The 12,670-nt window shown below is 63.0% G+C and carries 11 protein-coding genes and 1 pseudogene; all 12 read left to right on the forward strand.

Annotated elements, in window-relative coordinates; all coding sequences use genetic code 11:
* Positions 1-88 precede the first annotated feature (88 nt).
* Positions 89-451, forward strand: a complete 363-nt coding sequence (locus tag E4K62_RS10855) for a hypothetical protein (RefSeq protein WP_135067349.1) — start codon at positions 89-91, stop codon at positions 449-451.
* Between the two features lie 180 nt (positions 452-631).
* On the forward strand, positions 632-847 hold the full coding sequence (locus E4K62_RS10860; protein ID WP_167747775.1) for a twin-arginine translocase TatA/TatE family subunit: 216 nt from the start codon (positions 632-634) through the stop codon (positions 845-847).
* 71 nt (positions 848-918) lie between these two features.
* Positions 919-1,213: pseudogene (locus E4K62_RS18895) on the forward strand (IS481 family transposase); the annotation flags it as partial.
* A gap of 274 nt (positions 1,214-1,487) precedes the next feature.
* Positions 1,488-2,693 carry a sensor histidine kinase gene (locus E4K62_RS10870; RefSeq protein WP_167747776.1) on the forward strand — a complete coding sequence of 402 codons (1,206 nt, stop codon included), beginning with the start codon at positions 1,488-1,490 and terminating at the stop codon, positions 2,691-2,693.
* Positions 2,694-3,413, forward strand: a complete 720-nt coding sequence (locus E4K62_RS10875; protein WP_135067355.1) for a response regulator transcription factor — start codon at positions 2,694-2,696, stop codon at positions 3,411-3,413. It abuts the gene before it with no gap.
* Positions 3,414-3,678: 265 nt separating this feature from the next.
* On the forward strand, positions 3,679-6,297 hold the full coding sequence (gene lanKC / locus E4K62_RS10880; RefSeq protein WP_135067357.1) for a class III lanthionine synthetase LanKC: 2,619 nt from the start codon (positions 3,679-3,681) through the stop codon (positions 6,295-6,297).
* Positions 6,257-6,382 carry a SapB/AmfS family lanthipeptide gene (locus E4K62_RS19055; RefSeq protein ID WP_374108167.1) on the forward strand — a complete coding sequence of 42 codons (126 nt, stop codon included), beginning with the start codon at positions 6,257-6,259 and terminating at the stop codon, positions 6,380-6,382. Before lanKC ends, E4K62_RS19055 begins: the two co-directional genes overlap by 41 nt.
* 443 nt (positions 6,383-6,825) lie before the next feature.
* Positions 6,826-7,311 carry a hypothetical protein gene (locus E4K62_RS10885; RefSeq protein WP_135067359.1) on the forward strand — a complete coding sequence of 162 codons (486 nt, stop codon included), beginning with the start codon at positions 6,826-6,828 and terminating at the stop codon, positions 7,309-7,311.
* Between the two features lie 111 nt (positions 7,312-7,422).
* Positions 7,423-8,475: a hypothetical protein gene (locus E4K62_RS10890; protein WP_135067361.1), complete on the forward strand. Its 1,053-nt coding sequence runs from the start codon at positions 7,423-7,425 to the stop codon at positions 8,473-8,475.
* On the forward strand, positions 8,475-10,919 hold the full coding sequence (locus E4K62_RS10895; RefSeq protein WP_135067363.1) for a glycoside hydrolase domain-containing protein: 2,445 nt from the start codon (positions 8,475-8,477) through the stop codon (positions 10,917-10,919). The genes E4K62_RS10890 and E4K62_RS10895 overlap by 1 nt, the downstream gene beginning before the upstream one ends.
* A gap of 427 nt (positions 10,920-11,346) precedes the next feature.
* Positions 11,347-11,601, forward strand: a complete 255-nt coding sequence (locus E4K62_RS10900; protein WP_135067365.1) for a hypothetical protein — start codon at positions 11,347-11,349, stop codon at positions 11,599-11,601.
* A 221-nt stretch (positions 11,602-11,822) separates the two neighbouring features.
* On the forward strand, positions 11,823-12,248 hold the full coding sequence (locus E4K62_RS10905) for a hypothetical protein (protein WP_240742666.1): 426 nt from the start codon (positions 11,823-11,825) through the stop codon (positions 12,246-12,248).
* Positions 12,249-12,670 lie beyond the last annotated feature (422 nt).

Raw genomic sequence — 12,670 nt, forward strand, 5'->3', positions numbered from 1 at the left:
CCCGGAAGAAGCGGTATCAGGCATATAACAACCCAGCAAGACGCGACGAGATGTCGCGCCGTAGAGAGTCCATATAGGAGGGAACCACATGGCATGGTCATTCGCGTATCCCGCGGCGGGGCAGGCGCAAGGCGTTAACGGCTTCCAGTGGTGGGGAACGTGGCGTACGCTCAAGGGCCCTGTTCAGATGCGGCTAACTGACGTGACGTCTGGTGACTACAGGTGGTCGACGTGCACCATGCGTGTGACTTTGCGAAACTCAGCCGGACAGCAGCTCGGGACCGGAGTGCTCTCAAAGACGTGGGGAGTTACACCGGGCTTTACTCAGCTCGCGCATTTCACGACGGCGCAGACGGTTCAGCTCGGCACTTGGTTCGAGTTCGCCAACCTGTCACCCTATAGCGGCGCCGACTGGACATCGACCCTGCGCTGGGACCCTGCGCTGGCTTGAAAGTGCGTTGTCGGCGGGATGAGCGGCGAACCATCTCTCCTCAGAGGTCACGTAGGGGGAACTCACACGGACAGTCGCCTCGCTCATTGCCCCTGCAGCATGCGGCCCCAGCCACGAGGACAAGCCGTCTCGAGTATCTCCGTGCCACCTTGCCCCGACAAACAGACTCGAGGAGTGTCTGTGCTCAGCAACCTCAACGGTTTCCACCTGCACATTGTGCTCGCCGTCATACTCGTTGTATTTGGCGCTGCCACGCTACCGGCATTGGCAAAGAGTTTGAGGCAGTCTGCCCGCGTCTTCCGCGGGGAGATGCAGGACATAGAAAAGGACAGTGGCGAACTCAATTCGTCTGGCGCTGACCCGCGCCCGGCGCCGCTGAAGCTATTTGGCTCCTAGTCGAGCCCTCAAGCCCCTCCTGCCCTGCCAAAGCGGCTCCGTCCGGTCGGGGTCGGCGTGCGGCTGGGCATGCCGCCTCGACCGCCCACGCCAGCCTGACCCGATGCCGGATCGACCGGCTCAGCCACGTCGACGTCCGCACCTGATGAACCCGCACACCGCTACGAACACGCGCATCGGGGCTCGCTGGTCTATGTCGATGTGAAGAAGCTCGGCAACATTCCTGACGGCGGCGGCTGGCGATACGTTGGCCGGTTCCAGGGCGACCGCAACCGAGCAGTCACAGCCAAGCGGACCGCGAAACGAGGGATCGCTAGAGACATGGTCACCGGCACCGCGTTTATCAACACCGTCATTGACAACCACTGAATCCCACTCGCTTCCTTCGTTCTGGGAGCCACAAGGATGCCACGGACAACGCTCGCGGTATGCGCCTCAAGAGAGGCGCGAGGCGGGAGTTACAGCGGGCCACCGCGAAGGAATATTCGTTCACGCGAGGCAGCTCATCGGGCGCATGAGAGCATGAAACATCAGGAACGAGAGCGGGCTGATGACCATCGTTACTCCCTCCGCGCGAGAGGCGACTCCCGCCACCGTGCCGGCAAGGTCAAAGCTGCCGTCAGACAACGTGAGAGTCCTGATGAGCGCTCCGCTATTCGCTGTCATCGTCTTCGTAGCGACAACAGTGCAGGTCCTTGGGAATCCACTCATCGGCACTATGCGCGGCGCCGTTTGGGATCACCCTCTCCCCCTACTCCTGGTCGTCTTCATCGCGGTGGCCACGTGCGCCTTGCAAGCCGCTTGCCTTCTGGCGCTGTCTAGGTACCCGGTCGCCGCGATGCTCGGCGCGCTAACTTGCTATCTTGCGTTCGCCCTAGCGGTCGGCGCGCCGAACTGGACCCCGTCCATGCAGCTCGTCGTCGCCATTGCCCTATTCGCGCTGGCTAGTCAAGCCCGACCAGCCGTCGCTCTGAGCTGGCTCACAGCGGCGATCATCATCACGGTCGTCGTGCTTGCGTTCTGGATCCTGTCTACGGGCGCGCCTCTTGGGATCGTGTCCGGCTTCGCTATCGATCAAGGGTTGGGTTTTGCTGTCCCCGCTGGGGGTGCGACCGCGCTTGGACTGCTTTGGGCCACCCACGCTCGCCTGACCACCGACGCCCGCCTTGAGGCAGCGCGCCTCGCTCGCGAGCAGGAGGCCCGACTGGCCGAAGCGCGAGACATCGAACGCGCGCGGATCGCGCAAGAGTTGCACGACGTCGCAGCGCAGCACGTTGCCGGGCTCATTTCGTTATGCGACGCGTCCCTCACCCTCGCCCCTGAGCAGCCCGACCGCGCGCTGCAACTACTAGAAGAGGTGCGCGCTGAGGGCCGGTTTGCTGCGGCCAGCTTGTACGGCGCCATCGGAGATCTCCGAGCAGTCGACGGTCAGACGATCTCGGTGACTCCGGATCTGCGCAACGTCGACGATCTGATTGCTTTCTGGAGCCGGAGGGGGATGACGGTGAGGCTGCAGAGCGTCGGTGGCGTCGCCGACCTGCCCGCAGTGGTCTCGAGCATCGCCTACCGGGGGATGCAAGAAGCGCTCGCCAACGCAGCGAAGCACTCTCCCGGCTCCATAGTTCAGGTGGACGTCGTCGTACGCAGCGATCGGCTGGAGGTCGCTGTGACGAACTCCGCGGGCTCGACGACTCGGCGTTGCCAGGAACGACTCGGCCTCGGATGGGGGCTGGATGGCCTCCGCAGCAAGCTCCAGCTCGTGGATGGCACACTGCATGCAGCTGCCCTCGACCAGGGAGGTTGGCGCACTCGAATAGACATTCCGTTCCCCGACCTAGATGGGTGAATGACGTTGACTGAGCGACGGCCCCGCATTCGTGTCCTCATCGCCGATGACAACCGGTCGTTCCGTAAGGGCCTTCGACTGCGCCTAGAGCAGGCGGAGGGCATCATGGTCGTCGGCGAGGCAGCAACAGGACGCGACGCAGTGCTAGCCGCGCGGGCCGAACGGGCCGACGTCGTCCTCATGGACTTGGAGATGCCAGGCGTAAATGGCGTTGACGCCACCCGGATCCTCACGAGCGCCGAGGACCGGAAGGTCGGCGTGGTCGTCCTCACAAGCCATAGCGCGGACGCGCATGTGCTGCGGGCTCTGGAGTCGGGCGCCAACGGTTATCTCTTGAAATCCCACGACACTTATCAACTCCTCGAAGCGATCCGAGCAGCGCATCGCGGCGACGCTGTCATGAGTCCCCGAGTCACCGCGCCTGTATTGAGAGAGCTCGCGCGACGTCACGACGTTCGAACGCAGAGCCCCGTGAAGGAGCTTCTGAGCCCGTCTGAGCGACGCGTAATCGTCGTCCTGACGAGCGGCGTAACCACCAACGACGAGATTGCAGCGCAACTCGGTGTCTCGGTGAACACCGTCCGCTCGCATATCCAATCGGCGATGCGGAAAGTCGGGGCCGGCGACCGAACGCAGTTGGCGCTTTGGGGCGTGCGAAACAGCATCGACGACTTCAGCCCGTCATCCAAACGGACTTCAGCCAGTCATCCAAATGAATGAACTCTGACAAGACGCGCTGACAGTCGTCCGATTGGATGAGTACGCGAGTTCGACCTCAGGGTTCGCGGCGTCAACCGCCCGCGACCCTTCTCCCGCCTCTGGACTCGGTCTCTTGAGCGCTCGAGTTCTGACGGACGCCGACTTTGGCACCGGTCGATGGTGCGGTCGTGAGCAAGAATTCGGTCTCACCGTCGTCCCCCAGCCGTGCACGATGTCCTCACGCCGCCATCTGACGGCGTGAAGTAGCCACGTGTGGGGGCAATCCGTGGACCCGATTCATCCGCGCTTTACGCTCGCCGACAGCGAGTTCTACGACGACCCGCGACGACTTCGCGTCGGAGCCGCACCGCGGTTCGTCGTCCCGTCGCATCTCGACTGGGACCGCTGGCAAAGCTCGGGTGACGGGCATTGGTCCTACTGGCTGCCACCGGCTCACGTTCTTCCCGAGCAAGGGTGGAAGATCCACTTGAGCTCGACGGCCAATTCCGCCGCCCGTGTGTTGGACGTCGCCGCGGTGTACTGCCACGAGAATCGCCTCGCGTTCAAGCACCTGCAGGACCATCAGGTGCTTGAGGCAGTCAACGCGAAGGACGCCGACCGCACGGCATCCGGAAAATTCGTCACGATCTACCCGACGTCCCCGGAACAGCTGCAGTGCGCGTTGCGCGACCTCGGCAAGATGACGGCGCGGTACGACGGCCCTCACATCTTGTCTGACCTGCACTGGCACCAGGGACCGGTCTTTGTCAGATACGGCGGTTTTCTTCCGCTTTTCACCGAAGTCGACGGCGAGCGGCTTCCCGCAATCCGACACCCAGACGGCTCATTGGTGCCGGACCTGCGCGGGACTGCGTTCGGGCTACCTTCATGGGTCACAGTCCCCGACCTCCTGTCTCCTCTCCTCGAGGCCAGCAGGGACACGACCGTGCCACCGGGGTTCCCCACCGTCACTAAGGCCTTGCACTTTTCGAACGCCGGTGGCGTTTACGAGGCGGTCGACGGCGGACGAACGGTGGTCGTCAAGGAAGCGCGCCCCTTTGCCGGCCTCACCCCGGACGGCCGAGATGCGATCACCCGCATCACACAGGAAGCGCGCGTGCTTCAATCCTTGGACAACCCCAGTGTGGTGCGGGCAGTCCGGTCCTTTGAAGTGCACGGACATCGTTATCTCGTGACCGAACGGGTCCCTGGCCGGCCGCTCTCTACCGAGGTCGTGTCACGACACCCTCTCGCCCGCGCCGACAGCGACGAAGCCTCTGAGCGCAGCTACCGGGACTGGGCCCTCAACGTGTGCCGTCGCCTGGATGCGGTGGTGGCCGACCTACATGAGGCGGGGTACACCCACGGTGACCTGCATCCCGGCAACTTCTTGATGCGTGGTGAATGCGACGTAGTGCTCATCGACTTCGAGATGGCCCGCCCTGCGGCAGACAATGCGGCCGCCTTAATCGGAGCGCCGGGCTTCACCCCGAACCAACCGAGGCGGGGCACTTCCCTGGACAGGTACGCCCTTGGCTGCATAAAACTGTTCCTTTTCGTCCCCCTCACTCCTCTGATTAACGCGGATCGCTCGAAGGCGCCTGAGCTTGTTCGCTGGGCTCAGAGGCGCTTCGACCTTCCAGATGAGTGGGCGAATGATGTCCTGAAGGACATCGCTCCTGGCACCTCCGAACTCATCGATGTGAGCGCATCGCAAGACATCGACGCGCGCATTAAGCGGCTTCAAACTCAACTTCTCGCTGACGCAACACCTGACCGGAAGGACCGGTTATGGCCTGGCGATCCCATCCAATTCGACCAGCCGTCATTCGCTCTCGCACACGGCGCACTCGGTCCGCTTATGGCACTCCATGACGCTGGCGCGCGCACGCCCGAAGACCTCGTTGATTGGGCTGTCCAATCAACACGAACGGCAAGGGCGGCTGGACCAGGTCTAATGGATGGACTGGCCGGCGCCGCTGTGGCGTTCGGTCATCTGGGACGGCAGGACGCATCGGACGAGGCACTCGCGCGAACGCTCGGGACCGACCTCGGCGACCCACCGCACCTCTATGGAGGGCTGGCCGGCATAGGGCTGGCATATCTCCAACTCTCCGACACCCGCCCGCAGCTACTCGAGGAAGCGTTGAAGATCGCTGTTCGGCTGCGGCGCCATACGGCATCTTGGAGTTCGGACACCAAGACATCGGTTCCCACAGGCACCGCGGGGCTCATGCGGGGCGCGAGTGGTATCGCCCTATTCTTCCTGCACCTATTCGACAAGACCGGTGATCGGACGTTCATCCACCTAGCCGAAGACGGGGTCCGTGCCGACATCCGACTTTGTGCCTTCACCGCAGACGGGTCACTGCAGGTCAACGAAGGCTGGCGAATGTTCCCGTACCTAGGTGCGGGATCGGCGGGTATCGGACACGTACTCGTTCAGCTACTCGATCGACACCCGACGAGCCCTCTTCGCGGGCACCTGGCCGCTCTCACGCGCGCTACGCATTCTGAGCTTGTCTACGAGGCCGGGCTGATCCAGGGACGCGCCGGTTTCATCCATTACTTGTCCGGTCTCGACCAACGAGGGCTGGCTAGCGACGCTGACCGCCGCGCGCTGCGACGCCATCTCGAACGGCTGGACCTGCACGCCATCGCAGGACCCGCAGGTACGGGTTTCGCAGGGCGTGGCTTGCTTCGACGGTCAGGTGACCTAGCGACAGGAGCCGCGGGCGTTCTACACACCCTCGTCGCAGCACGTTCCGGCTGGTCAAGGCGAGCTGCTTTGCCCTTCCTTCCGCTCCCCTCGGAACTATCGCTGCCCTTATCTGGGGCCGAACCGTTGCGAGGAGGTGACACATATGGGGTATCTGCTTTCGTTGCAGGCACTGGAGCAGCGTGAAAGCGAGCGAACCGAAGCCTTTGGCAGCGCGTTCAGCCTGGGGGCCTGCTACAGCGCCATGTCCACCAGCGCTTGTGTGGCTTGAGTGAGTGCCGGCTGCCGGAAAACGCACGCGCTCTCCGGCAGCCGTCGCCTCCTGCGATCTCATAGCGCTCCTCCCTCCCTGCACATGGACGCGGAGGCGAGGCGGCACGCGGCGCGACCAGACCGGAAGAAACTGGACAGCGGCTAGTCCATTCAGATGATTCCTCCCAGTCATTAGAGGCAGCGTCGCGTCCGAGCTCCACGGGCCCCACCGCGCGAGTCTGGGCTCTCCCAGGCGACGTCGTCAGACGGATCGTAAGGTGACCACCTGACTGCCAACACCGGCAAGGAGCGAAGATGAGCGCAGAACCACAATCGAGACCCTCTCACGGGATGGCGGCCGGACGTCGTCGGGTCGTTCGTGTGGCACTCCCCGTTGGTCTATCCGCCCTCGGCCTAGGCGCATTTCTCGGCCTTCTGCCCCCAGGAGATGCCTCGTTTGTGGTGAGCGGCTACCTCCTGCTCTGGGCAGCGCCTTGGCTGACCTCGACAGGTCTGCTGGGCCTCGGGGCTGCCACCTTCGTGATCCAGCCGAGATCGATTCTCGCTCGATTGGCCTTACTGGTGACCGGGATGATCCTCGTCGTTGCATCCGGAGTTGCGGGTCTTGTCGGGTTGCTTTTTGCGAGCTCCGATGTGACTCGCGTGGTCGTTGCAGGCTGCTTGTCGCCAGTCCTCGTGGAAGAGCAATTCGGCGGTGTTGGCACCGTTTGGCTGCTCGATGGGCCTGTCGCGCGCGCCGTCGGCCTGACCCTCACCGACGACTCTTATCGTCCTTTCGCGGATGGCAATTACTCTGCCGACCTCGACGAGACGGAACTCATCGTCTGGTACGGCAGGAGTGTCGATGACAACGCGAATCGTGATGTGGCGACCGGGCCAGACGTTCGCATTCCGCTTCCGAACGCGGTTTCCGAGACCTGCGGGTAGGCGCGATTTCGGCATCGTGAGCCACCACGCGATGAAATCCGTAGGGCCACTCGGCCATCCCATCTCTGATAAGAATCCGGTGCGAGCCGACCCGCCATCTACGAGCGGGACGTGGAAGAAGAGACCGACGGTCGCACTTCAGGTGGACAGATGGGCGGGCGAAACATGACGAATCCCCAAGCAGCACGGCCGACTTCGGTGAGCCGCAGGTCGTTCCTCTTCGGAACTGGATCAGGAGCCGCTCTCTTGTATGCGTCCCTCGGACCAGCGGACATAGCCACCGCCCAGGCCGGCCGGATCGCCTCACCGGTGGACGGTGAGCTCGCTGTAAACGAGCTCACCATCGAGGGCGCCCTCACCGCACGATGCTTCAGCAGCGATTGGTCATCGACGATCGAGCTGGATTTCCCCCTCTCCATCGAGGCCACCATCACGCAGTCAGGAGACCTCGGCATCTCGTTCGACGAACGCCTCTTCGATCTGCAGGCGTCAATTGCAGTCGACAGCGGAAAGGGTCTGACGCTCCAGGAGGCGAGGCGCGGCGCGGGCACGGTGAGCATCCCGTTGCCCCGAGGCAAGCACGTGCTCTACCCCCAAGCATCGGTGCGGAGCCTGTTTCCCTCGGACAACATCGCCGCCCCGGTGGGAACGGTCGTCCGGGCTGGCAACTCTGAAGAGCTCGGCCGCCGGACTGAGGTAGGCGCGACCGCGTGGGGCGCCGAACTGCGAGTGGTGTGGGACGTGGTCGGAGGGTATTCGTACCCTGCGTCGGTGAGCATCGTGAGCGTCGGTCCCAGTCCGGTGCCCGTCGGCACCGTGGTGCTCGCTCGGGTGCCTCGGACAATCAGACCACTCCTGATTTCCGACTCGGACGATTCCCTCGCAATCCAGCCGCTCCGCGTGGACGGGGACCTGTCGCACTACCCCATCGCCCTGGTCGCCCCTCTGCCCGCAGGCGAGAAGCTGACAGTCCAGTTCACCTCTGGCCAGGAAGGAGCGGTTGTCCCTTCCTCTTACTGGCTTACACACGTCCCACAAGTCAGCACCCAGTTCGACGACGCGAGCCGTCAGTCGGCGCGCGATACCGGCAAGTACTCCGTCGCACCGGTAACCGCGTCGGGTTCCTCCCTCACGAACGCGTCCACCCTAGGAGGATCGCGCTGATGTCCGATCCGAAGGTTCTCGAGACGCAGTCTTGGTTGAACGTCACCTACGGTAACCACCCGCAGTGGAACACCGTGACGGTTGACGGTTTCACCGGCTGGGGCACGATCTTCGGATTGATCCGAGGACTCCAGATTGAACTCGGCATCACAACGTTGGCTGACAACTTCGGCGCCGGAACGCTCTCAGCCCTCACAACTCAGTTCGGCTCTCTGAGTTCTACCACCACAAACATGAACTTGATTCACCTCGCGCAAGGCGCCTTGTGGTGCAAGGGGTATTCGGGTGGCTGGACATGGGGTGTTTTCGATCCGAGTCTGCAGAGCTCCGTCATGAATGTCACGGCCGCGATGGGTCTGACTGCATTGCCGTCCATCAGCCCGAAGGTGCTCCGGAGCCTGATGTCGATGGACGCGTACACGTTGCTTCCGGGCGGGGACGCGACCAAACGCGCCGTACAGCAGTGGCTGAACGGCAAGTACAGTCATCGGCGAGATTTTCCGCTCCTGCCGTGCGACGGACTCTTCTCGCGGAATACGCAGCAGGGCCTGATGTATGCCATCCAGTACGAGTTGAACATGGCGGACGGCGTCGCTAATGGCAACTTCGGCTCCGGCACGAAGTCCGGCCTTCAGAACCAGGCCGGGGTGGCCTTCGGAAGCAACGACTACGAGAAGAACTGGGTGCGACTGTTCCAAGGGGCGCTGAGGTTCAATAATCGACCCGCTCCGTTCACCGGCAATTTCAGCACAGCCACCAGGACCGAAACCGAGTCCTTCCAGAGTTATGCCGAGCTTGCAGTTCACGGTGCCGGCGACTACCGCACCTGGGCATCGCTACTCATCAGCACCGGCGACGAGACCCGTCCCGGCATCGCTAGCGACATGGCCACTCAGCTGACCGCCCCGCATTGCGCCGCGCTATACAACGCCGGATATCGCACCGTCGGGCGGTACCTCACAGTGGCAACGAAGCGCTACGTTCCGGGAGAGATCCAGCGTATCCATCAGGCCGGATTGGCCACCTTTCCCATCATGCAGGAAGCAAACACGTTGCCGCAGCACTTCAGCTTCACCAAAGGTGAGGATCACGCCCTCCAGGCAACGCGTCGACTCAGGCAACTGGGTTTCAAGGGGGGAACAACTGTCTTCTTCGCCGTCGACTACGACGCGACGGACGATGGCATCACCTCCAACATCATCCCGTTCTTCCAGGGTCTGAAAGCTGGGCTGGAAAGAACGCGGGTGCCATACAAAGTCGGCATTTACGGTACGCGCAACGTCTGCGCGCGCGTGATCAACGCCGGTCTCGCTACAGAGGCGTTCGTCGCGTCGATGTCTTGGGGCTGGAGTGGCAACCTCGGGTACGCGCTTCCGCCCTCATGGTCGTATGACCAGATCCAAAACCTCACGCTTCCCGGCACGGGCTTAGAGATCGACAAGAATGTGCAGTCGGTGCGGGCATCTCCTGCTGCTCAGTTCGACGTAGAGGCCACACCTGTCGTGGGAGGCGCCTATGACGCGTTCTATTGGATGGTCACGCACGATACGGTCCTTGCCGAAACCACGGGGCCCGTCGAGTCCGCTCGACGCCAAGCAGACGCGGTCCTGTATTACATACAGCGCAAGAACGCCGCGTACCTTGAAACTCAATTCCTCGCTTATAACGCTGGCCCACCTGGACCTGTTTCGTCTCCCTCGAGATACTTCTACGACAATTTCCCAACCTGGGCGACCAGTAGAGAATCGTGGGACGCCGACGCGGCTTTCTTGCCGAACTTCACCGTCGTCAACGGCACGACTGTTGGCACGTCGCACCTCGCGGTGACGGCACGGGGCTACATGAATTGGGGTCGACCCGGACCCAGCTCTTTCGCGGCCGCGACCGTAGCGGACTTGGGCGGCTGGGCGCTTGACCTCGCGACCCTGTGGCGAGACTTCGCAGACATCCACAAGAACGCTCGGCCGGCGTCGTACGCGACCACATACAACTGGTTCAAATCCCGCCTCGGCGTTCGAGATGCGAATCAGTCGACCCAGGGCTCATTCAGTTTCGATGACCTCATCGGGGACATCGACGGCTACCTCATCGGCGGACGAATGTCCGACAGCGCAGACCGCCGTCTCGACGATGCAGTCCGGGAAGTCAGGACAGGTATCGCGTCTTCAGATTTGTGGCGCTATCAGACCTTCTACCACGAGCGTTTCGGCTCGAGCCAAGCGAACGCAAGAGCGGCCGCCATCAACGCCCTAAGTTCTTCGAACTTCTTCGTCGACACCGCGGTTCGTTTCACTCTTGGTGGCCTGAACTTCACGCTGGGAAATGTCTTCAACAGCACCACGCCGTTGCACCCTAATTCCATCGAGCTCGATGCTGTCGGCGACGCATGGAAGGACCTAGTGAAAGGTCTCGCGACCGACGGCACAACGGCCGCGCCGAGCTGAGATGGCTCAGGCGCGCGAGCTGATGAAAGGGATCAGGCTTCTCGAGCATGAGAACGAGTTGCTCCGCCGCGCGGAGGCGTATCTGTCGCAAGCGCGCCTGAAACCCGGGTGGCTGCCAATCTGACGTGCCAGCTCGTTGCTGAGTTCGCCGACGCCGGGATCCTCGTGACGGTGTCGTGCCGGATCGTCAAGCTCGCCCGTCAGTCAACCGAGCGCGGGCCGACGATCCATGCACCGCGGTGTTGCTAGTGGTAGACGGCAAGCGACGAAACTTGCATCTGGCTGACACATCGCGGCCGGGCCTGCGTTCGCCCCATAGGGCAACTTCAGCGCCAGCGGCCACCTCGCGAGGGCCTAAGCGGTCGCCTCGTTGCCAAGCGCCTCGATCGCCCCCCGGCGGCTCTGTAGACTCCCGGCAGGAGGCTCGATGACCATCGAACCGTCGGTGTGGCGAACGAACGACTGTGAGGTGTTCGATCTCGCCCGCGAGGCAGTGGGATATCTCGTCGCGCTTCTGCTCGATCTCACCCGTAGCGGTGCGCTAGAGACCGATGCCGCCATAGATGAGAGCAGGCGCCTCCGGCACGACTTGCTCGAGGCTGGTTTCGACCGCGCGCGATTCAACCAGCTTCTCGCGAGAGTCGAAGCCAGAACAACCGAGCTCCAGGGTTCGCGGGAATGAGCGACCGAGCGCTCCCGGATGACGCCGCGCAGCATATCTTTGATGAGCAGATCGTCCCGGTTCTCTTTCCCGACCAGCCGGGCGGCGACTCACCGAGGATGACGGTCGTCATTGGCCAGCCGGGGGCCGCTGCCATCCGCGTTGCCCGCCAACTTTCCGGCCCCACGGCGGCCGTCCTGAGTGCGACCCGCTATGGATCTGGCTATCGGTAGATTCGCCGGATGGGAGCTTTGCGTGCCGCCATGGTCGGGTTTACCGTCGTTGCGCTTTCGGCCACGTTGTCCGGATGCTCGATTGACTCGGTGATCTGGGGGCCAGACGGTGCCCGAGTGATTCAGACGACCGAAGAGCTCGTCGACGATATGTCCACGGGCGAGGCGTCGGGCCTCATCTGCGACGAGTCCGTCGCGGACCTCGGCGAGGCGACGGATTGGGTCGGCCTGTCGGCTGGCGAGCCGGAACACTTCGTGGCCGACTATTGGGAGAAACAGGCGGCACTCGATCCCCAATGGAGCATCAATCTCGAGGGCCTTCCCGAGGGTTTGTCACCCGGGTCCACGTACCCGGGTGACGTCTTTTACCGCGAGACCGACGAGGGACTGTGCGTGATCGACATCGCCTGGTCCACCCTCGTCGACGTCGGATGACCGTTCCACACCGATCCGCAGGACGCCCTTCCTTGGGTGCCCGCACGTGGGCCGCTTGAGGGCGAGTACGAATGCCCGTGTCACGGCTGGACTACTCTGCCGGAATCAGGCGACGCGTGTCCTCGAGCCGGAACGACGCCGAGCGACGAGGTAGAAAACGAGGCCTGTGGCGAGAACGAGCAGGTTCCAGAAGATGACGAAATAGATCAGACCTACATTCGGAATGGTGAGAGGAGTCCCCGCCATACCGATAAGTGCTAAGACCCCGGAGGCTGCAACTGCAAACAGGGCACCCACGGTTATCAGTACGACTCCGAAGATCTTCACGGTATGCGCTCCTGTAGTGGCTCAACTAAAGGGGACGGCGAGACGCCAACCCGCCAAACTTACCGTCCTCGCGCTGCGACGCCGGCCATGCAGAC

Origin of the sequence: Microbacterium wangchenii (assembly GCF_004564355.1) — a bacterium.
GTDB lineage: Bacteria > Actinomycetota > Actinomycetes > Actinomycetales > Microbacteriaceae > Microbacterium > Microbacterium wangchenii.